General features: G+C 69.7%; 23 protein-coding genes and 2 pseudogenes. 20 read left to right on the top strand and 5 right to left on the bottom strand.

Annotated features, from left to right (window positions below):
• Window positions 1-764: D-alanyl-D-alanine carboxypeptidase family protein (locus tag A5709_RS05195; RefSeq protein WP_369827263.1), on the bottom strand; the 764-nt coding region annotated here is incomplete at its 3' end.
• 71 nt (window positions 765-835) lie between these two features.
• Here A5709_RS05195 and A5709_RS05190 point away from each other — a divergent pair.
• From A5709_RS05190 to trmD, 5 genes are all read left to right on the top strand, one after another.
• Window positions 836-1255: a nuclear transport factor 2 family protein gene (locus A5709_RS05190; RefSeq protein WP_067944808.1), complete on the top strand. Its 420-nt coding sequence runs from the start codon at window positions 836-838 to the stop codon at window positions 1253-1255.
• Between the two features lie 200 nt (window positions 1256-1455).
• Window positions 1456-1980, top strand: coding sequence for a 30S ribosomal protein S16 (gene rpsP, locus A5709_RS05185; protein ID WP_068118481.1), 525 nt, complete (start codon window positions 1456-1458; stop codon window positions 1978-1980).
• A 5-nt stretch (window positions 1981-1985) separates the two neighbouring features.
• The gene (locus A5709_RS05180; protein ID WP_003878715.1) at window positions 1986-2228 is read left to right on the top strand and encodes an RNA-binding protein; all 243 of its coding nucleotides are present in this window, start codon (window positions 1986-1988) and stop codon (window positions 2226-2228) included.
• Window positions 2229-2245: 17 nt separating this feature from the next.
• Window positions 2246-2767, top strand: a complete 522-nt coding sequence (gene rimM, locus A5709_RS05175) for a ribosome maturation factor RimM (RefSeq protein WP_067944810.1) — start codon at window positions 2246-2248, stop codon at window positions 2765-2767.
• A complete protein-coding gene (gene trmD, locus A5709_RS05170; RefSeq protein ID WP_068008900.1) occupies window positions 2764-3459 on the top strand; it encodes a tRNA (guanosine(37)-N1)-methyltransferase TrmD in 696 nt (231 codons plus the stop codon). Before rimM ends, trmD begins: the two co-directional genes overlap by 4 nt.
• Here trmD and A5709_RS05165 read toward each other — a convergent pair.
• Entirely contained in the window at window positions 3456-4424 is a 969-nt protein-coding gene (locus A5709_RS05165; RefSeq protein ID WP_068118480.1) for a hypothetical protein, read from the bottom strand. The genes trmD and A5709_RS05165 overlap by 4 nt on opposite strands.
• 352 nt (window positions 4425-4776) lie before the next feature.
• Here A5709_RS05165 and rplS point away from each other — a divergent pair, with 352 nt between their 5' ends.
• The 4 genes from rplS to A5709_RS05145 all read left to right on the top strand — a co-directional run bounded on the left by rplS (window position 4777) and on the right by A5709_RS05145 (window position 7174).
• The gene (gene rplS / locus A5709_RS05160; RefSeq protein WP_007171386.1) at window positions 4777-5118 is read left to right on the top strand and encodes a 50S ribosomal protein L19; all 342 of its coding nucleotides are present in this window, start codon (window positions 4777-4779) and stop codon (window positions 5116-5118) included.
• A gap of 69 nt (window positions 5119-5187) precedes the next feature.
• Entirely contained in the window at window positions 5188-6066 is an 879-nt protein-coding gene (gene lepB, locus A5709_RS05155; protein ID WP_068118479.1) for a signal peptidase I, read from the top strand.
• 2 nt (window positions 6067-6068) lie between these two features.
• On the top strand, window positions 6069-6872 hold the full coding sequence (locus A5709_RS05150) for a ribonuclease HII (protein WP_068118475.1): 804 nt from the start codon (window positions 6069-6071) through the stop codon (window positions 6870-6872).
• Entirely contained in the window at window positions 6869-7174 is a 306-nt protein-coding gene (locus tag A5709_RS05145; RefSeq protein WP_046184425.1) for a DUF2469 domain-containing protein, read from the top strand. Before A5709_RS05150 ends, A5709_RS05145 begins: the two co-directional genes overlap by 4 nt.
• Before the next feature lie 6 nt (window positions 7175-7180).
• On the opposite strand, the gene A5709_RS05140 is transcribed toward A5709_RS05145, so the two are convergent.
• Window positions 7181-7933: a GAF and ANTAR domain-containing protein gene (locus A5709_RS05140; RefSeq protein ID WP_156767970.1), complete on the bottom strand. Its 753-nt coding sequence runs from the start codon at window positions 7931-7933 to the stop codon at window positions 7181-7183.
• A 260-nt stretch (window positions 7934-8193) separates the two neighbouring features.
• Here A5709_RS05140 and A5709_RS05135 point away from each other — a divergent pair, with 260 nt between their 5' ends.
• From A5709_RS05135 to A5709_RS05120, 4 genes are all read left to right on the top strand, one after another.
• Entirely contained in the window at window positions 8194-9174 is a 981-nt protein-coding gene (locus A5709_RS05135; protein ID WP_068118469.1) for an SDR family oxidoreductase, read from the top strand.
• Between the two features lie 74 nt (window positions 9175-9248).
• Window positions 9249-10067, top strand: a complete 819-nt coding sequence (gene fdhD, locus A5709_RS05130; RefSeq protein ID WP_068118465.1) for a formate dehydrogenase accessory sulfurtransferase FdhD — start codon at window positions 9249-9251, stop codon at window positions 10065-10067.
• 116 nt (window positions 10068-10183) lie between these two features.
• Window positions 10184-10561, top strand: a complete 378-nt coding sequence (locus A5709_RS05125) for a YraN family protein (protein WP_067944818.1) — start codon at window positions 10184-10186, stop codon at window positions 10559-10561.
• Window positions 10561-12072, top strand: a complete 1512-nt coding sequence (locus A5709_RS05120) for a YifB family Mg chelatase-like AAA ATPase (RefSeq protein WP_068118463.1) — start codon at window positions 10561-10563, stop codon at window positions 12070-12072. Before A5709_RS05125 ends, A5709_RS05120 begins: the two co-directional genes overlap by 1 nt.
• 14 nt (window positions 12073-12086) lie before the next feature.
• Here the strand turns inward: A5709_RS05120 and A5709_RS05115 are convergent, their stop codons facing one another.
• Window positions 12087-12362, bottom strand: coding sequence for a DUF4190 domain-containing protein (locus A5709_RS05115; RefSeq protein WP_068118461.1), 276 nt, complete (start codon window positions 12360-12362; stop codon window positions 12087-12089).
• Between the two features lie 110 nt (window positions 12363-12472).
• Between A5709_RS05115 and dprA the strand changes: the two genes are divergently transcribed.
• Genes dprA through A5709_RS05095 form a run of 4 tightly spaced genes read left to right on the top strand, consistent with a single transcriptional unit; the run spans window position 12473 to window position 16659 of the window.
• Window positions 12473-13639: a DNA-processing protein DprA gene (gene dprA, locus A5709_RS05110; RefSeq protein WP_068118458.1), complete on the top strand. Its 1167-nt coding sequence runs from the start codon at window positions 12473-12475 to the stop codon at window positions 13637-13639.
• 32 nt (window positions 13640-13671) lie between these two features.
• Window positions 13672-14523, top strand: coding sequence for a siderophore-interacting protein (locus A5709_RS05105; RefSeq protein WP_067944822.1), 852 nt, complete (start codon window positions 13672-13674; stop codon window positions 14521-14523).
• Window positions 14524-14565: 42 nt separating this feature from the next.
• Window positions 14566-15729, top strand: a complete 1164-nt coding sequence (locus A5709_RS05100; RefSeq protein ID WP_068118455.1) for a lactate 2-monooxygenase — start codon at window positions 14566-14568, stop codon at window positions 15727-15729.
• Window positions 15730-15762: 33 nt separating this feature from the next.
• Window positions 15763-16659 carry a tyrosine recombinase XerC gene (locus A5709_RS05095; RefSeq protein ID WP_068118452.1) on the top strand — a complete coding sequence of 299 codons (897 nt, stop codon included), beginning with the start codon at window positions 15763-15765 and terminating at the stop codon, window positions 16657-16659.
• Window positions 16660-16742: 83 nt separating this feature from the next.
• Here the strand turns inward: A5709_RS05095 and A5709_RS05090 are convergent.
• A pseudogene (locus A5709_RS05090) lies at window positions 16743-17228 on the bottom strand (M23 family metallopeptidase); the annotation flags it as partial.
• 261 nt (window positions 17229-17489) lie between these two features.
• On the opposite strand from A5709_RS05090, the gene rpsB reads away from it, so the two are divergent.
• The 3 genes and pseudogenes from rpsB to A5709_RS05075 form a co-directional block, all read left to right on the top strand.
• Window positions 17490-18326 carry a 30S ribosomal protein S2 gene (rpsB, locus tag A5709_RS05085; protein ID WP_067944826.1) on the top strand — a complete coding sequence of 279 codons (837 nt, stop codon included), beginning with the start codon at window positions 17490-17492 and terminating at the stop codon, window positions 18324-18326.
• A 13-nt stretch (window positions 18327-18339) separates the two neighbouring features.
• Complete coding sequence (tsf, locus tag A5709_RS05080; protein WP_067944827.1) at window positions 18340-19155, top strand: translation elongation factor Ts; 816 nt, start codon at window positions 18340-18342, stop codon at window positions 19153-19155.
• 32 nt (window positions 19156-19187) lie between these two features.
• A pseudogene (locus A5709_RS05075) lies at window positions 19188-19386 on the top strand (amidase); the annotation flags it as partial.

The raw sequence follows: 19386 nt of genomic DNA, 5'->3' as shown, positions 1-19386 counted from the left end.
ATGGCGATGACCAGCCGGCGGCCACCGCGGGCGGCGGCCCCGACGAACGTCTTGCGGGCCGCGTTGGTGAACCCGGTCTTGCCGCCGATCGCGCCGGGGTAGCGCTGCAACAGCTCGTCCTGGTTGGTGATCGGGTGATCGCCGTTATCGCCGGGGAACATCGCCGACGGCTCGGCCGTGATCTGCGCGAACACCGGGTTGGCCATCGCGGCGCGGAAGATGACGGCCAGGTCGTGCGCCGTCGAGGACCCGGATCCGCCGGGCCCGTCGAGCCCGGACGGCGTCGCGGCATGGGTGCTCGTCGCGCCGAGGGAGGCGGCCTTGGCGTTCATCTTGGCGACCGTGACGTCGGGCCCGCCCAGCATGTGCGCCAGCGTGTTCGCGGCGTCGTTACCCGAGACCAGCAGCAGGCCGTCGAGGAGCTGGCGCGCGGTGTAGGTGCGCCCCGGTTTGATGCCGACGCAGTTGCACTCGACCTGGGTGTCGGCGGCGTCGGCGACGACGGTGGAGTCCAGGCTCACCGAGTCGAGGACCACCTGGGCGAGCAGCGTCTTGATGGTGCTCGCCGGCGGGTGGGGCACGTTCTGGTCGCGGCCGGCCAGCACCTGACCGCTGTCGAGGTCGGCGACGATCCAGGTCTGGGCCGGGCCGTCCGGGATCGGCACCGAGCCCACCGGCTGCATGCTGTCGGCCCACGACGCGGGGACGGTCGCGCCGCACGCACCCACCGTGAGCAGGGCCGCGACGCCGACCCTGAGGGCCATGACCTTGCGCATGGGCCGAAAGTCTAACTTCCGGGCCTGTTCGCCGTCGATTTTCGTCTACTGTCCGATGCATGTTGAGCCTGGCCGAGATTTCCGACCGCTTAGAGATCCAGCAGCTTCTGGTGGACTATTCCACCGCCATCGACCAGCGCCGATTCGACGACCTCGACAAGGTGTTCACGGAAGACGCCTACATCGACTACACCGCCCTCGGCGGCATCGAAGGCCACTATCCGGAGGTCAAGAAGTGGCTGTCGGAGGTGCTGCCGAACTTCCCGGTATACGCGCACATGCTGGGCAACTTCTCGGTGCGGATCGACGGGGATACGGCGTCTTCGCGGGTGATCTGCTTCAACCCGATGGTGCTCGGCGGGGATAAGGATCAGGTGCTGTTCTGCGGGCTCTGGTACGACGACGAGTTCGCCCGCACGTCCGAGGGCTGGCGGATGACCCGCCGGGTCGAGACCAAGGTCTTCCAGAAGGTCATGTAGGCCGGCTTCGGCCAGGACGGCACCCTCGCGGCGATCGAGCGGATTTCTGGCGCGGCGCCCTGGTCTGGCACAATAGGCGGCTGTCCACCGAGCGATTACGCATCGCTTCGTGGTCATACACGCGAGGCAAAACCGGATCCGGGCATCCCGCCCCGATCGCTGAATTGCAGCGTGACACACACAGGAGAACCCGCTTAACCATGGCTGTGAAGATCAAGCTGACTCGGCTTGGCAAGATCCGCAATCCCCAGTACCGCATCGCCGTCGCCGACGCGCGGACGCGGCGTGACGGTCGCTCCATCGAGGTCATCGGCCGTTACCACCCGAAGGAAGACCCGAGCCTCATCGAGATCAACTCCGAGCGTGCGCAGTACTGGCTGTCCGTGGGTGCTCAACCCACCGAGCCCGTGCTCAAGCTGCTGAAGATCACCGGCGACTGGCAGAAGTTCAAGGGCCTGCCGGGCGCCGAGGGCCGCTTGAAGGTCGCCCCGCCGAAGCCCAGCAAGCTCGAGCTGTTCAACGCCGCGCTGGCCGAGGCCGAGGGCGGTCCGACCACCGAGGCCGCGAAGCCGAAGAAGAAGGCGCCGGCGAAGAAGGCCGCCAAGGCCGCCGAGCCGGAGGCCGCCACGCCGGAAGCCGCCGCCCCCGAGGCGCCCGCTGAGGCCGCGGCGACCGAGCCGGCCGCCGAGGGCGGCGAGCAGGCCGCGCCGGCCACCGAAAGCTGACTGACGTGAGCACCGTCGTCGTTGACGCAGTGGAGCACCTGGTCCGCGGGATTGTCGACAACCCCGACGATGTCCGGGTCGACATGGTGACCAGCCGCCGCGGCAGAACTGTCGAGGTCCACGTCCATCCCGACGACCTGGGCAAGGTGATCGGTCGCGGCGGACGCACCGCGACCGCCCTGCGCACTCTGGTCGCCGGTATCGGGGGCCGTGGTATCCGCGTCGACGTGGTGGACACCGACCAGTAGCCGCTGATGGAGCTCCGTTGGAGTTGACCGTCGGGCGCGTCGCCAAGGCGCACGGGATCGGCGGCGAGGTCGTCGTCGAGATCCGCACCGACGACCCCGCGACCCGTTTCGCACCGGGTAATGCTCTGCGCGGCAAGGCATCCCGCGGTGGGGAAGAACGTGACTTCGTCGTCGAGAGCGCGCGCGAACACGGTGGGCGGCTGCTGGTGCGATTGGCCGGGGTGACGGACCGGGACGCCGCCGACGCGCTGCGCGGCACCGTGTTCGTCGTCGATTCCGATGATCTGCCGCCCATCGAGGAGCCCGACACCTACTACGACCACCAACTCGAAGGGCTGCACGTCCGGACCGTTACGGGCCAGGACGTCGGCGTCGTCGCCGAGGTGCTGCACACCGCCGGGGGCGAGCTGTTGGCGGTGCGCCGAGGCGACGGCGGGGAAGTGCTGGTGCCGTTCGTCGGCGCGATCGTCACCTCGGTGTCGCTCGACGACCGCAGCGTCGAGATCGATCCGCCCGAGGGCCTGCTGGATCTGGCATGAGAATCGACGTCGTCACGATCTTCCCCACCTTCCTCGACCCGTTGCGACAATCGTTGCCAGGCAAGGCGATTCAGTCGGGCCGAGTCGACCTGCGGGTGCACGATCTGCGTCGTTGGACGCACGACGTGCATCGCTCAGTCGACGACGCGCCGTACGGCGGCGGCCCCGGGATGGTGATGAAGGCCCCGGTGTGGGGCGAAGCGCTGGACGAAATCTGTTCGGAGCGAACCGTTTTGGTTGTACCCACCCCGGCCGGTGCGTTGTTCACGCAGGCTGACGCCCAGCGGTGGAGCGCCGAGGAGCACCTGGTGTTCGCGTGCGGCCGTTACGAGGGCATCGACCAGCGGGTCATCGACGATGCGGCCCGGCGGATGCGGGTCGAGGAGGTCTCGATCGGCGACTATGTCCTGCCCGGCGGGGAATCGGCGGCGGTGGTGATGATCGAGGCCGTGGTGCGCCTGCTCGAGGGTGTCCTCGGCAATCCGGCGTCGCACCGCGAGGATTCGCACTCCCCAGCCCTGGACCGGCTGCTGGAGGGGCCCAGCTACACCCGGCCGCCGAGCTGGCGCGGGCTCGACGTTCCCGAGGTGTTGCTATCCGGCGACCACGCGCGCGTCGCCGCCTGGCGCCGGGAGGTCTCGCTGCAACGCACCCGCGAGCGCCGGCCCGAGCTGCTGGACCCGCGAGATTAGAGCCCGCGGCCCAGCGGGTCGATCCGGCCCTCGGGAAATATCGTCCTGACCGCCCGGGTGATGGTGTCGCGGGCGGTGGCGTCGTCGGAGGGCTGCAGGGACTGCACCACCATGATGTAGCGACGATCCGCGCCGATCACCCCGGTCGACAGGTGCATCCAGTCGGCGCCGATGCAGCACATCCAGCCCTGCTTGACCGCAACGGGCTCGGCGTACAGCCCATCCGGGATGCCGAAGCGTTGGGGGTAGCCGTCGAGCCCGTTCGGGGTGGACTGCGCCAGGTCGTCCACGATGACCTTCGCCTTGTCGGCGGGCAGCCCGCCCGACCCGTCTAGCAGCATCTCGTAGTAGCGGATCAGGTCGGTCGTGGTGCTCATCGTGTTCCACCAGCGCCCGTCGCTGGGCGGGGTGGTCGACGTGAGCCCGTAGCGGGCCGCGACCGCTGTGATGATGGCGTTCTCGCCGCCCTGGCCCCAGAACTTCTCGGCCGCGCCGTCGTCGGATGACTGCAACATGATGTCCAACGCCTGGCGGTCGTCGGCGGTCAGCGCGGCCTTGCCCTCCGATGCGTGCAGCAGCAGGTCGTCGGCGATGAACAGCTTGGCCACCGACGCAGTGCCGATGACCTGGCTGTTGCCGGTGGAGACCAGCTGGTGGGTCTTGCGATCGAGGATCGCCACCGAGAGGGCGGCTCCGCCGGCGGCGGCTTCGTCGGTCGCCTGCTGCACCCGCGCCTGCAGGCCGACGGGCCCCGGGCTCGTCAGTTGCCGTTCGGGCTGGGGTGGCTTGACCGCCTCGAGCATGAGCTCGGCCGATTGTGGGGGCGGCTGGCGCAGACCTCGGTCGGGCGTGACGTAGACCGGGAGGCTATAGACCTTGGCCTGTACCTTCGCCTCGCATCCGGCAGCCACGATCAACGCCACCGCCGCTGTGGCGGTGAACAGAATCAGCGGCCGAACGCGCATTCCTCTCCTCCGACGTGCTCCGGCGCACCCAAGTGCACGGGTGCCGGGCCGGATCGCGCCACCTGCCCCGGCCTACGCAAGGTCCGGTAGCGCCTTCGGGCCCCAGTCATATGTACCATTCACCAGCGTTTTCGGCTCGTTGCGAACCGCCTCCGAGGCTGTGATTTTCGTGGCAAGCCTCCCGTCTGGCACAATTGACCAGTTGTCTCCAGCGGTGGCCGGCCGGCCGGGCCGCTTCTTGCCTGCTGCGAGATACGCCCAAGTTGCCCCAGACCATCGGCTTGGCGACTGCCTCACATCCAGGTGAGCGCTGTTGCCGCAGGCCGCGAGCGCAAGGAAGTGTCTTCTTACGATGAACCGCCTGGACTTCGTCGACCAAGCGTCGCTGCGCGACGACATCCCGGTTTTCGGCCCGGGCGACACCATCAACGTGCACGTCAAGGTCATCGAGGGCGCCAAGGAGCGTATCCAGGTGTTCAAGGGCGCGGTGATCCGTCGGCAGGGCGGTGGCATCCGCGAGACCTTCACCGTCCGCAAGGAGAGCTACGGCGTCGGCGTCGAGCGGACCTTTCCCGTGCATTCGCCGAACATCGACCACATCGAGGTGGTGACCCGTGGCGATGTCCGCCGCGCCAAGCTGTACTACCTGCGTGAGCTTCGCGGCAAGAAGGCCAAGATCAAGGAAAAGCGCTGAGCCGGGACGGCCGGGCGGCGGTCGCGGTCGGTTTAGCGCGCCACAATCTGCGCTGGCTACTCTGATCTCGTGACCGATCCCACGGACTCATCTGAGCCCCAGTCCGCCCAGTCAGAGCCGAAGGTCTCCACCCGCATCCCGGACACGCCCGAAGGCGAGTCCCCGGAGATTCCCGAACCGGGAGAGGCGCCCGACGAGGGCGCGCCGGAGCGCACCAAGCGATCCGCGCTGAGGGAATTCGCGCTGCTGGCGGTGATCGCGGTGGCCCTCTATTACGTCATGTTGACGTTCGTGGCACGGCCCTACCTCATTCCGTCGGAATCGATGGAGCCGACGCTGCACGGGTGCACCGGGTGTGTCGGCGACCGGATCATGGTCGACAAGGTCAGCTATCGCTTCGAGTCGCCCCGTCCCGGGGACGTCATCGTCTTCAAGGGACCGCCCTCCTGGAACCTGGGGTACAAGTCGATCCGGTCGAACAACACCGTGCTGCGGTGGGCGCAGGATGCGCTGTCCTTCATCGGCTTCGTGCCTCCCGACGAAAACGACTTGGTCAAGCGGGTCATCGCGGTTGGGGGGCAGACCGTGCAGTGCCGGGCCGACACCGGGCTGACGGTCGACGGCAAGCCGCTCAAGGAGCCCTACCTGGATACGAACACCATGATGGCCGACCCGGCGAAGTACCCGTGCCTGGGCAGCGAGTTCGGGCCGGTCACGGTTCCGCAGGGGCGGCTGTGGGTGATGGGCGACAACCGGACGCACTCGGCGGATTCCCGCGCCCACTGCAACAGTGTCCCGACCGAGGCGCTCAAGGGAGTGTTGTGCACCGGCGATCCCGCGTCGGGGACCGTGCCGGTGTCCAACGTGATCGGCAAGGCGAGGTTCATCGTGTGGCCGCCCGGGCGATGGGGTGGCGTCTCTTCGGTGAACCCGCAGCAGCATCAGTAGCCATGGCCACGACGTGGCCGCCGCGGACGGTGATCCGCAAGTCGTCGGGGTTGCGGACCCTGGAGTCTGCGCTGTACCGCAGCGGCCTGGGGCCGGTGGCCGGCGTGGACGAAGTCGGCCGCGGCGCCTGCGCGGGCCCACTGGTGGTGGCGGCCTGCGTGCTTGGCCCGGGACGCCTGGAAAGCCTTGCCGCGCTTGACGATTCGAAAAAGCTCACCGAGAGTGCCCGGGAAAGGCTGTTCCCGCTGATCCGCCGTTACGCGCTGGCTTATCACGTGGTGTTCATCCCGCCGGCCGAAGTGGACCGGCGCGGCGTGCATGTCGCCAACATCGAAGGAATGCGCCGCGCCGTGGCGGGCCTGGCGCTGCGGCCCGGTTACGTGCTCAGCGACGGATTCCGGGTGCCCGGCCTGGCGGTGCCGTCCCTTCCGGTCATCGGCGGCGACGCGGTGGCGGCGTGCATCGCCGCCGCCAGCGTGCTGGCGAAGGTAAGCCGGGACCGGTTGATGGTCGCCATGGACGCCGACCACCCGGGTTATGGCTTCGCCGAGCACAAGGGCTACAGCACACCGGCGCACAGCAGGGCGCTGACGCGGATGGGTCCCTGCCCCGAACACCGCCGTTCGTTCATCAACGTCCGGCGCGTGGCCATAGGGTCGGCAGGGTCGGGCGGCCGCGTCGTGGCCGAATGCCGACCGGACCCTCGCCCGCGCGCGGCGGATATCGGTGAGGAAAGATGGGACCAGGATTCCCCGGGCGGAACGCCGGGGGAAGTGTTTCTCCGAGAAGGACGTCTGAACAGATGAGTGCCGAGGATCTCGAAAAGTACGAAACCGAGATGGAGCTCTCGCTGTACCGCGAATACAAGGACATCGTCGGCCAGTTCAGCTTCGTCGTGGAAACCGAGCGGCGCTTCTACCTGGCCAACAGCGTGGAGATGGTGCCCCGCAACGCCGACGGCGAGGTGTACTTCGAGCTGCGACTGTCCGACGCCTGGGTGTGGGACATGTACCGCCCGGCGCGGTTCGTCAAGCAGGTGCGGGTGGTGACGTTCAAGGACGTCAACATCGAAGAGGTGGAAAAGCCCGAGCTGCGGCTGCCGGAGTAGCCGAGGCTAGCCGTTCTCCTTGTCTTCCGCGGACGGCAGCTCGCCCCGTCTGTCGATGACCTCCCGCGCCACATCGGCCAGCTTGATGTTCAGCGCCTGGGAATGGCGCCGCAGTAGGTCGAACGCCTGCGTCTCGGTCATGTCGTGGAGCAGCATCAACATGCCGACCGCCTTGCCGATCTCGCGGTTGCTCAGCAATCCCCGCCGCAGGCTGGTGGCGTCCTCGCCCTTGGCGACCGCGTTGATGGCCACGCTGGCGAACGCGGCCAGCACCGCCGCGCGCCCGGCCGACTCGGCGTCGAACACGTTGGGACTGTCGCTGAACAGGTTGAGCGCGGCGGCTTTGCGTTTGTCCACCAGCAGCCGAAAGCCCATCGCCCCGCGCACCGGCGTTTCCGCCACCAGGACCTTCGCCAGCTGCGGCCACAGCGACGGCGTCGTCAGGTCCGGGTCGATCTGCGGGGTCTCCTCCTCGATGGCGTCGATGCAGGGGCCGTCGCCCGATCGCCGCTCCAGCTCGTCGATATCCCGCGCCAGCTGGTCACTCGCGCCCACGGTGACGTAGCGGTCGCCGTCACGCAACAACAGGCTGGCGTGGTCGCATCCGCGGACGACCAGGGTGGCGGCGATGCAGATGGCGGCATACATCTGGCCGGCGTCCGAGCCCTGGTAGATGATCTCGGCCAGCGCGGCGAACACCGTCCCGGGGTCGGCCTTCTCCCCGCCCGGTGTCGGACCGGCCGTCGATTCGTCCCCCATGTTGTGCCTCATTCCCTGCGCTCGGGCAGTCTGACCCCGCGTTTCGATCGCCGTAGATTATCGGCCCTGGGACCGGCCCCCACACGCTGTTCGGTGCGATTGCGACGAAACCCACGCACCCCGGCCGCGGGCGAAGGCCCGCTGACACTACGGGTACCCGCGCGTCCGGCGCGCACGAATCGGCGCACCCGCGGGTTGCGGGCGTGGTGACATTTGCCACCTGTGGTTTCGGCGCGCGCCCGGCGGGAAAAAGCCTTCAAGTGGGAATTACCGTCGCGGTGACAGGGCCAACCGGCGAGATCGGTATGTCCGCGGTGACGGCGCTGGAGCGTGAACCCGCCGTGGACGCCATCGTCGGGATGGCGCGCCGGCCGTTCGACCCGTCGTCGCGCGGCTGGCAGAAGACCACCTATCAGCAGGGCGACATCCTGGACCGCGAGGCCGTCGACGCCCTGGTGGCGCAGGCCGACGTGGTCATCCACCTGGCTTTCATCATCATGGGGTCGCGGGAAGAGAGCGCCCGCATCAACCTGCAGGGCACCCGCAACGTGTTCGAGGCGACGGTCGCCAGCGAGCGGACACGTCGCCTGGTCTACACCTCGTCGGTGGCGGCCTACGGGTATCACGGCGACAACCCCGACCCGCTGACCGAGGACGTTCCGGCACGAGGGTCCGACGAGCACTACTACTCGGCACAGAAGGCGGCGTGCGAGGCGCTGCTCGGCGAGATCACCAAGGACTCGCCCCTCGAGGTGTTCGTGCTGCGGCCGTGCATCGTCGCCGGGCCCAACGCCAAAGTTCTGGCCGATGCCATGCCGTGGAACCAACTACCCGGCCCGATGCGGGCCGTGGTCAAGGCGGTGCCGATACTCAAGCCCGTCGTTCCGGATCCGGGCATCCCGCTGCAGCTGGTACACCACGACGACGTCGCGAGCGCGATCGCGCTGGCGGCGACCACCCCGGCACCGCCCGGGGCGTACAACATCGCCGGCGACGGCGTCGTGACGGTGGGCGACGTGGCCAGGGCCCTGGGCGGCCGCCCCGTGCGGGTGCCGGCCGCTGCGGCCTCGGCGGCGTCGGCGGCGCTTTCGCGGGTGCCGCTCGTACCGTCCATGCTGGAATGGCTGCACACCGCGCGCACGTCGATGGTCATGGACACCACCAAAGCGCGCACCCAACTCGGCTGGCGGCCGGTGCACTCCTCGGCGGAAACCCTGAGGGCGCTGGCTTCGGCGGTGTGACGCCGACCAGGGTAGTTTGGCTGCGTGAGGTCCCAGCGTTTCGCCGCGATCCCGGCTGACGGTGAATTCGCCTAGTGCGGCACGTAACTGCGCGCCGGCGGGTGAAACATCTAACCGCCGGGAAAGTCGTCAGCCGGTCGGAGACGCTGGTCGTCGAGGAGCCGCTGGAGATCCGGGTGAACGGCGCGGCGGTCACCGTGACGATGCGCACCCCGGGCGCGGATTTCGAACTCGCGCAAGGCTTTCTGCTCACCGAGGGGATCATCACCGGCCGCGACGACGTGTTGACGATCCGCTATTGCGGCGGCGCCGTCGAGGGCGCGAACACCTATAACGTGCTCGACGTGACGCTGGCCGCCGGCGTCACGGTGCCGGCCCTCGACGTGACCCGCAACTTCTACACCACCTCGTCGTGCGGGGTCTGCGGCAAGGCGTCGCTGGACGCCGTGCGGCTGATCGGCCGCTTCGCACCCGGCGCGGACCCCGCCACCGTGACGGCGGCCGCCCTCGAGGCGATGCCCGCCCAACTGCGTTCGGCGCAAAAGGTTTTCGATAGCACCGGTGGTCTGCACGCCGCGGCGCTGTTCGCCGCCGACGGCACCATGCTGGCGGTGCGGGAGGATGTCGGCAGGCACAACGCGGTCGACAAGGTCATCGGCTGGGCGCTGGAACAGCGGCGGGTGCCGCTGGTCGGCTCGGTGCTGTTGGTCAGTGGGCGGGCCTCCTTCGAGTTGACGCAAAAAGCGGTGCTGGCCGGGATTCCGGTGCTGGCCGCCGTGTCCGCGCCGTCGTCACTGGCGGTCTCGTTGGCCGAGGAGTCGGGCATCACGCTGGTGGCATTCCTGCGGGAGGACTCGATGAACATCTACACCAGGGCGGACCGAATCGGCTAGTCGGTTGTGGCCCGGTTGTGGATGTAGACGGCACTGGGGATAACCGGTCGACGCGGACGGGTCGCGGGCGTCGCTGCGGCCCCGCCGCGTCAGGGTTGTCGGACACATTGGCTCCCATGACGACCGAAACGACTTTGACGCGGGTCCAACTCGGGGCGCTGGGTGAGGCGCTCGCCGTGGACCACCTGACGAGGATGGGATTGCGTATCCTGCAACGTAATTGGCGCTGCCGCTACGGCGAACTCGACGTGATCGCCTGCGACGAGGCCACCCGCACGGTGGTGTTCGTCGAGGTGAAGGCCCGTACCGGGGACGGCTACGGCGGGCTGGCATACGCGGTCACCGAGCGCAAGGTTCGCCGGCTGCGCCGACTCGCCGGCCTGTGGCTGGCCGGCCAGGACAAGGGCTGGGCGGCGCTGCGGATCGACGTGATCCGGGTGCGGATCGGGCGCCGGCGCACACCCGAAATCACTCACCTGCAAGGGATCGGCTGATGGCGCTGGGTCGCGCGTTCTCGGTCGCCGTCCGCGGGGTGGACGGCCAAATCGTGGAGATCGAAGCCGACATCACCTCCGGACTGCCGGGCGTGCATCTGGTCGGTCTGCCCGACGCCGCCCTGCAGGAGTCCCGTGACCGGGTCAGGGCGGCGGTCGCCAACACCGGCAACAGCTGGCCGATGGCGCGGCTCACGCTCGCGCTGTCCCCGGCGACGCTGCCCAAGATGGGCTCCGTCTACGACATCGCCCTGGCCGCGGCCGTCCTGTCGGCGCAACGGAAGAACCCGTGGGACCGCCTGGAGAAGACGGTGCTGCTGGGTGAGCTGTCGCTGGACGGCCGGGTCCGTCCGGTGCGCGGCGTACTGCCGGCGGTGCTGGCCGCCAAACGCGACGGCTGGCCGACCGTCGTGGTCCCGGTGGACAACCTGGCCGAGGCCAGCCTGGTCGACGGGATCGACGTCTGGGGCGTGCGCACGTTGGGGCAGCTGCAGAAGTGGCTCAGCGGGTCCGCCGCCCTGGACCACAGGATCACCGCGACGGCCACCGCAGCCGAGGCCTCGGCGGATCTCTCCGATGTGGTGGGGCAGACCCAGGCGCGCTTCGCGGTGGAGGTCGCCGCGGCCGGGTCACATCACCTCATGCTCACCGGACCGCCGGGCGTCGGCAAAACCATGCTGGCGCAACGGCTTCCGGGCCTGTTGCCACCGCTGTCGGAGAGCGAGTCGCTGGAAGTCACCGCGATCCATTCCGTGGCCGGGCTGCTCTCGGGGGACACGCCGCTGATCACCACGCCGCCGTTCGTGGCGCCACACCACAGCTCCAGCGTGGCGGCGCTCGTCGGCGGCGGTTCGGGCATGGCGCGCCCGGGGGCGGTCAGCCGCGCGCACCGCGGGGTGCTCTTCCTAGACGAATGCGCCGAAATCAGCGTCAGGGCGCTGGAGGCATTGCGAACCCCCTTGGAGGACGGGGAGATTCGGCTCGCTCGACGCGATGGGGTGGCCTGTTACCCGGCCCGGTTCCAGCTGGTGTTGGCCGCCAACCTGTGCCCGTGCGCGCCCGCCGATCCGCAGGACTGCATTTGCGCGGCGGCGGTCAAGCGTCGCTACCTGGGCAAGCTGTCCGGGCCCCTGCTCGACCGGGTGGACCTGCGGGTGGAAATGCATTCGGTGCGCGCGGGTGCCTTCTCGGGCGCCGAAGCCGAATCGACGGCACAGGTTCGCCAACGGGTGGCGCAGGCCCGCGCGGCCGCGGCCGAGCGGTGGCTGCCGCACGGATTCCGCACCAACGCCGAGGTCAGCGGGGTCCTGTTGCGCCGCAAGTTCCGGCCCGGCAACGCCGCGATGTCGCCGCTACAGCAAGCCCTCGACCGGGGGCTGCTCAGCATCCGGGGGCTGGACCGCACCCTGCGGGTCGCGTGGAGCCTGACCGACCTGGCCGGCGGCGTATCGCCCGGGCCCGCGGAGGTCGCGGCCGCGCTCAGCTTCCGCCAACCGGGAGCCCAGCGATGAGCGCCGGACCCGGGTCACCAGTACGCCTTCGTCAGCAAGTCGTTGTGCCCGCCCCGGACCACGATCGCGACGGTCACCAGGATGGCGAACGCCCTGGCGAACTGCGCCATCGCGCGGCCGCCTTCACCGCGTTGTTCCAAGTCGCGCAGTGCTACGGAAGCGAGGGCGCCGCTCAGGATGGGAATGGGCAAGCCGCACCAGCTGACCAGGCTCAGGGCGAACGCCGCGATAGCCCACGGGTTCACGGGACGGGCGGGAGCGGCGAGCCGGGTCGGCAGGCAGATGGTCATTGTTCGGTCCTTTCCTTGCCGGCTAGATGGCGAACGAGGGGCCACGACAACACATTCGCGTACGGGGCTATACGGATCCTTGGCGAACTCTTGGAGCCGGGAGCACGGCGATGCTGACCGCGGTCGACGATCCCGCGCTGCGCGCCTGGGCGTACCTGTCCCGGGTGGCCGAGCCGCCCTGCGCCGAGCTCGCCACCCTCGTGCGATCCGTTGGTCCGGCGGAGGCCGCCGACCGGGTCCGTCGCGGACTGGTGGACGACGGGCTGGCGCGGCACACCGAAGCGCGGCGCGAAATCGACTGCGCCGCCGCCGACCTCGAGCTACTCGCCCGCCGGGGCGGACGGTTGATCACCCCCGATGACGACGAGTGGCCGCTGCTGGCGTTCGCCGCGTTCGGGAATGCCCCGGCGAAAGCTCGCGGCGGGGCGCCGATGGTGTTGTGGGCGCAGGGCCCGATCCGGCTCGACGAGGTGACGCACCGCGCGGCCGCCGTGGTGGGCACTCGGGCTGCGACGGCGTATGGCGAGCAGGTGGCCGAGGACCTGGCGGCGGGGCTGGCGCAACGTGAGGTCGCGGTCGTCTCCGGCGGCGCCTACGGCATCGACGGCGCGGCCCACCGGGCGGTGTTGAACGCGGACGGAATCACCGTGGCCGTTCTCGCCGGCGGGCTCGACATTCCCTATCCGAGCGGCCACACGGCGCTGCTGCACCGCGTGGGGCAACACGGGCTGCTCTTCACCGAGTACCCGCCCGGTGTCCGGCCGGCCCGCCACCGATTCCTGACCCGCAATCGCCTGGTTGCCGCCGCCGCGGGGGCCGCGGTGGTGGTGGAAGCCGGCCTGCGCAGCGGCGCCGCGAACACCGCCGCCTGGGCGAGGGCGCTGGGCCGGGTGGTGGCCGCCGTGCCGGGGCCGGTGACGTCGTCCGCGTCGGCCGGGTGCCATGCGTTGCTGCGCAACGGCGCCGAGCTGGTGACCCGGGCCGACCACGTCGTCGAGCTGATCGGCCGCATCGGGGAGCTGGCAGCCGAGGAGCCGCGCCCGGCGACGGCACTCGACGGGCTCAGCGACGACGAGCGCCGGGTGTACGAGGCGCTGCCCGGCCGCGGCGCCGCCACCGTCGAGCAACTCGCGGTCGCGTCGGGGCTGGCGCCCGAGCGGGTGTTGGGTCCGCTGGCGATCCTCGAGCTGGCCGGGTTGGTGCAGCGTCAGGAGGGCAGGTGGCGACTTCTCCGGGCCGCGAGCGGCCAAGCTGCATCGACGACGCGGCTCGTATAGTCGACGGGGGTCGGGCGGGGACAGGAGGACAAGTGGCGGGTCGACCTCTGCAACGCTTCGAGGTTGTCGATACCAAGGAACTCACACCGCACATGGTCGGCGTGGTGCTGAGGAGCAAGGACTTCGACGCCTTCGTGCCAAGCAAATTCACCGACTCCTACGTGAAGTTGGCGTTCGTCGCGGACGACGTCGACGTCGCGGACCTGCCCCAGCCGCTGACCCTGGACAGCTTCGCCGGCCTGCCCCCCGAGAAGAGGCCGTCGGTCCGGACCATGACCGTCCGGCACGTGGATGCGGCGGCCGGCGAGATCACGCTGAACATCGTCGTGCACGGCGAGCACGGGGTCGCGGGCCAATGGGCCGCGGCGGCCCAGCCCGGCCAGCGCATCTTCCTGATGGGGCCAGGCGGTGCCTACACCCCCGACCCGGCGGCCGACTGGCATCTGCTGGCCGGCGACGAGTCGGCGCTTCCGGCCATCGCCGCGGCGCTGGAGGCGCTGCCCCCCAACGCCGTTGGCAAGGCGTTCATCGAGGTGGCGGGCCAGGAAGACGAGATTCCGCTGACCGCGCCGGAAGGCGTCGAGGTGCATTGGGTCTATCGCGGCGGGCGGGCCGATTTGGTCCCCGAGGACCGCGCCGGCGACCACGCACCGCTCATCGAGGCGGTCACCACCACGCCGTGGCTGCCCGGTCAGGTGCACGTCTTCATTCACGGCGAGGCGCAAAGCGTGATGCACAATCTGCGGCCCTACATCCGCAAGGAGCGCGGCGTGGACGCCAAGTGGGCGTCGTCCATCTCGGGTTACTGGCGCCGCGGCCGCACCGAAGAGACGTTCCGGCAATGGAAGAAGGAATTGGCCGAGGCGGAGGCCGGGGCTTCCTAGCGGATTCGTCGGCCTGACCGCCGGCTGGCATCCTCTACTCCCATGGCGCATTACGGCGATTACCAGAACGAGATCTACTTCAAGGGTCTGGGCGGGATCGCGCCCGCGCTGCCGATGGCCTTCGCGGAGCTGGAGGCCCGGGCCGAGCGGGCGATGTCGCCGTCGGTGTGGTCCTACGTCACCGGTGGCGCCGGAGACGAGCGCACCCAACGCGCCAATCGCGAGGCGTTCGACCGCTGGGGCCTGATGCCCCGCATGTTCGTCGGCGCCGCCGAGCGGGACCTGTCGGTTGAGGTGTTTGGCCTCACGCTGCCGTCACCGTTGTTCATGGCCCCGATCGGCGTGATCGGCATCTGCGCTCAAGACGGCCACGGCGACCTGGCCACCGCGCGCGCCGCCGCGGCCACCGGTGTCCCAATGGTCGTTTCCACGCTGACCGCCGACCCGCTGGAAGACGTCGCCGCCCAGTTCGGCGACACCCCCGGCTTTTTCCAGCTGTACACGCCGAAGAATCGCGAGCTCGCCGCCAGCCTCGTGCAACGCGCCGAGGCCGCCGGCTACAGGGGCATCATCGTCACCCTGGACACCTGGATTCCCGGATGGCGTCCGCGGGACCTCAGCACGGCGAACTTTCCGCAATTGCGGGGCCTGTGCCTGAGCAACTACACCAGCGACCCGGTCTTTCGCGCCGGCCTGCCGCGCCCGCCCGAGGAGGACCCGCAGGCCACTGTGCTGCAGTGGATCACGACGTTCGGCAATCCGTTGACGTGGGACGACCTTCCGTGGTTGCGATCGCTGACCGAGCTACCGCTCATCATCAAGGGCGTCTGCCATCCCGACGACGCCCGGCGCGCCAAGGACGGCGGCGTCGACGGCATCTACTGCTCGACGCACGGCGGCCGCCAGGCCAACGGCGGCCTGCCCGCGCTGGACTGCCTGCCGGGTGTGGTCGAGGCGGCCGACGGCCTGCCGGTGCTGTTCGATTCGGGCATCCGCAACGGCGCCGACATCGTCAAAGCGCTGGCGCTGGGCGCGACCGCGGTGGGCGTCGGCCGGCCGTACGCGTACGGCCTGGCGCTCGGTGGGGCCGACGGCATCGTGCACGTGCTGCGTTCGCTGCTGGCCGAAGCGGACCTGATCATGGCCGTCGACGGCTATCCGACACTGAAAGATCTCACCCCGGACACGCTTCGGCGCGTCGACTGATCGGAGTCCGCGGCTCATGCGAACGTCGCAGGCGTGGAGGCCATCCTCGAGGAGTTCGACGAATACCTGTCGCTGCAATGCGGCCGGTCGGCCCACACCCGTCGGGCCTATCTCGGCGACGTGCGCTCGTTGCTGAACTTTCTCGACGACCGCGGCGCCGGACTGGACGGATTGAACCTGCCCCTCTTGCGGTCCTGGTTGTCGGCCTCGGGGGCCGCGGGTGCCGCCCGCACCACGCTCGCCCGTCGCACCTCGGCGGTCAAGGCGTTCACCGCGTGGGCCGTCCGGCGCGGGCTGCTGGCCGCGGACCCGGCGGCCCGGCTTCAGGTGCCCAAGGCGCACCGCACCCTGCCGGCGGTGCTGCGCCAAGACCAGGCCCTCGACGCAATGGCCGCCGCGAAATCCGGTGCCCAACAAGGCGATCCGATGGCATTGCGGGACCGGTTGATCGTCGAGATGCTGTATGCCACCGGGATCCGGGTGAGCGAACTGTGCGGCCTGGACGTCGACGATGTGGACGCCGGGCACCGGCTGATCCGGGTGCTCGGTAAGGGCAACAAGCAGCGCACCGTGCCGTTCGGGACGCCGGCCGCCGAGGCGCTGCGCGCCTGGCTGGACGAGGGGCGTCCCGCGCTGGTGACCGCCGAGTCTGGGCCGGCGCTGCTGCTGGGTGCGCGTGGGCGGCGGCTCGATGTCCGCCAGGCCCGCACCGTCGTGCACGAGACGGTGTCCGCGGTGGACGGCGCGCCGGACATGGGGCCGCACGGCCTGCGGCACAGCGCGGCCACGCATCTGCTGGAAGGCGGGGCCGACCTGCGGGTCGTTCAGGAACTGCTCGGCCATTCGAGCCTGGCGACCACGCAGCTCTACACCCATGTCGCCGTCTCGCGGTTGCGGGCGGTGCACGATCAGGCCCATCCGCGGGCATGAGCGTGCGCTCAGGACGTTGAGTGTGCGGCCTGGGCGGCGACACGCCGCGCGGGACCGCCTTAGGCGCACACTCAACCCCGCTGCAGCGGCTTGAGCCGGATCGGCGTCGACTTCACCAAACCCAGCGGATCGACATAGTGCGCGCCCGAGGCCGGACCCCACATCGCGCCCCAGTGCAGGCACGCGGCGGCCCGGCAGCCGGGATGCCCGGCCTCCAACGAGCCGATCACGGTCTGGGCGGTAACCGGCTGACCCACCCGCACCGCCGCCCGGACCGGCTCGTAGCTGGTGCGCAGCCCGCCCGGGTGGGCCAGCGACACCACCGGCCGCCCCGCCAGCCGTCCGGCGAACACCACGGTGGCGGTGCCCGCCGCGTACACCGGCTGACCTGCGGCCGCGGCCAGGTCCACGCCCCGATGCCCGGGCTTCCAGTCCGGTGACGGGGCGTCGAATCCGCGGGTGACAGCTGGCGGCGGGCGCAACGGCCAATCCAGGCGGGCGTCGTCCGCAACCGCCGGCCCCGCGCCGAGCACCGCCAGGCACAGCATCAGCGGCAAAACCCGTCGCATCGGCTCAGTTCATCGCCCCGCCTGCGCCGGCACCACTCAGGCCGGGGCGGTGCTGTGCAAAACCACCAGCTGAGTCGGTGTAAACTCCTGGTCGCAGCTCGTTCGCGGGCTGACTTCGCGCGTCCGCCCCGCGTCTCCCGTTTTATTAGGAGTTCGCACCGCATGCCGGGCGGTCCCTTAACAGGGTCCGGCATCGCAGCAGGCGCCAGGGCCCGGCTTCACCCGATGCCGGGCGACAACCGACACAAGTAAGGCACGAGCATGGCCGTCGTAACCATGAAACAGCTGCTGGACAGCGGCACTCACTTCGGGCACCAGACCCGTCGTTGGAATCCCAAGATGAAGCGGTTCATCTTCACCGACCGCAACGGCATCTACATCATCGACCTGCAGCAGACGCTGACCTACATCGACAAGGCGTACGAGTTCGTCAAGGAGACCGTCGCCCACGGCGGCAGCATCATGTTCGTCGGCACCAAGAAGCAGGCGCAGGAATCCGTCGCGGCCGAGGCGACCCGCGTCGGCATGCCCTACGTGAACCAGCGCTGGCTGGGCGGCATGCTGACCAACTTCTCCACGGTGCACAAGCGGCTGCAGCGCCTCAAGGAGCTCGAGGCGATGGAGCAGACCGGCGGCTTCGAGGGTCGCACCAAGAAAGAGATCCTGATGCTGACCCGGGAGAAGAACAAGCTGGAGCGCAGCCTGGGCGGTATCCGCGACATGGCCAAGGTGCCGTCGGCGATCTGGGTCGTCGACACCAACAAAGAGCACATCGCCGTCGGCGAGGCCCGCAAGCTGGGCATCCCGGTCATCGCGATCCTGGACACCAACTGCGACCCCGACGAGGTCGACTACCCGATTCCCGGGAACGACGACGCGATCCGCTCGGCCGCCCTGCTGACCAAGGTGATCGCCTCCGCGGTTGCCGAGGGCCTGCAGGCCCGCGCCGGGGTCGGCCGCACCGACGGCAAGCCCGAGGCCGAAGCCGCCGAGCCGCTGCCCGAGTGGGAGCAGGAACTGCTGGCCTCCGCCGCTGCAACCGCCGCCCCCACCGAAGCCGCTGCGGGCGCGACCGAATCAACCACCGAACCCTCCTAAGGAAGGCTGAGCATTGGCCAACTTCACCGCCGCCGACGTCAAGAAGCTTCGGGAGCTCACCGGCGCCGGGATGCTCGACTGCAAGAACGCGCTGGCCGAGAGTGACGGCGACTTCGACAAGGCCGTCGAGGCGTTGCGCATCAAGGGCGCCAAGGACGTAGGCAAGCGCGCCGAGCGTGCCACGGCCGAGGGTCTGGTCGCGGCCAAGGGCGGCGCGCTGATCGAGCTGAACTCCGAGACCGACTTCGTCGCCAAGAACGCCGAGTTCCAGAAGCTGGCCGACGACATCGTCGCCGCGGCGGCCGAATCCAAGGCCACCGACGTCGAGGCGCTCAAGGCTGCCACCACGGGCGGTAAGACGGTCGAGCAGGCCATCGCCGACCTGTCGGCCAAGATCGGCGAGAAGCTCGAGCTGCGCCGTGTCGCGTACTTCGACGGCACCGTCGAGGCCTACCTGCACAAGCGGGCCGCGGACCTGCCGCCCGCCGTCGGTGTCTTGGTGGAATACAGCGGCTCCGACGTCGAGGCCGCGCACTCCGTCGCGCTGCAGATCGCGGCGCTCAAGGCGCGCTTCCTGTCCCGCGACGACGTCCCCGAGGACGTCGTGGCCAGCGAGCGCCGCATCGCCGAGGAAACGGCGAAGGCCGAGGGCAAGCCGGAGCAGGCGCTGCCCAAGATCGTCGAAGGCCGGCTGAACGGTTTCTTCAAGGACTCCGTGCTGCTGGAGCAGCCCTCGGTGTCCGACAGCAAGAAGACGGTCAAGGCCCTGCTCGACGAGGCCGGCGTGACGGTTACGCGGTTCGTGCGCTTCGAGGTGGGCCAGGCCTAAGCCCCGCGCGGGCGCGGGCTAGCGTCGGTTACATGCGACACGTGCATGCGTTCGGCGACGACGCCCTCGGTGATCTGGACGCGGTCGGCCTCGCCCACGCGCTACAGGCCGGCTGGGTCAGTAGGGCGGAGGTGGTCGAGGCCGCCATCGCCCGCACCGAGGCCGTCGACCCGGTCCTCAACGGCCTGGCCTATGCGGCTTTTCAGCAGGCGCGAACCGCCCCGGCGGCGA

Source organism: Mycobacterium sp. E1386 (assembly GCF_001672745.1).
Classification (GTDB): Bacteria; Actinomycetota; Actinomycetes; order Mycobacteriales; family Mycobacteriaceae; genus Mycobacterium.
This window is presented reverse-complemented; position numbering and strand designations above follow the sequence as displayed.

Coding starts and splice junctions, on each gene's coding strand:
- A5709_RS05190 (WP_067944808.1), top strand. CDS start 836: ATGTTGAGCCTGGCCGAGATTTCCGACCGCTTAGAGATCCAGCAGCTT.
- rpsP (WP_068118481.1), top strand. CDS start 1,456: ATGGCTGTGAAGATCAAGCTGACTCGGCTTGGCAAGATCCGCAATCCC.
- trmD (WP_068008900.1), top strand. CDS start 2,764: ATGAGAATCGACGTCGTCACGATCTTCCCCACCTTCCTCGACCCGTTG.
- A5709_RS05165 (WP_068118480.1), bottom strand. CDS start 4,424: ATGCGCGTTCGGCCGCTGATTCTGTTCACCGCCACAGCGGCGGTGGCG.
- rplS (WP_007171386.1), top strand. CDS start 4,777: ATGAACCGCCTGGACTTCGTCGACCAAGCGTCGCTGCGCGACGACATC.
- A5709_RS05150 (WP_068118475.1), top strand. CDS start 6,069: ATGGCCACGACGTGGCCGCCGCGGACGGTGATCCGCAAGTCGTCGGGG.
- A5709_RS05145 (WP_046184425.1), top strand. CDS start 6,869: ATGAGTGCCGAGGATCTCGAAAAGTACGAAACCGAGATGGAGCTCTCG.
- A5709_RS05140 (WP_156767970.1), bottom strand. CDS start 7,933: ATGGGGGACGAATCGACGGCCGGTCCGACACCGGGCGGGGAGAAGGCC.
- A5709_RS05125 (WP_067944818.1), top strand. CDS start 10,184: ATGACGACCGAAACGACTTTGACGCGGGTCCAACTCGGGGCGCTGGGT.
- A5709_RS05120 (WP_068118463.1), top strand. CDS start 10,561: ATGGCGCTGGGTCGCGCGTTCTCGGTCGCCGTCCGCGGGGTGGACGGC.
- A5709_RS05115 (WP_068118461.1), bottom strand. CDS start 12,362: ATGACCATCTGCCTGCCGACCCGGCTCGCCGCTCCCGCCCGTCCCGTG.
- dprA (WP_068118458.1), top strand. CDS start 12,473: ATGCTGACCGCGGTCGACGATCCCGCGCTGCGCGCCTGGGCGTACCTG.
- A5709_RS05100 (WP_068118455.1), top strand. CDS start 14,566: ATGGCGCATTACGGCGATTACCAGAACGAGATCTACTTCAAGGGTCTG.
- rpsB (WP_067944826.1), top strand. CDS start 17,490: ATGGCCGTCGTAACCATGAAACAGCTGCTGGACAGCGGCACTCACTTC.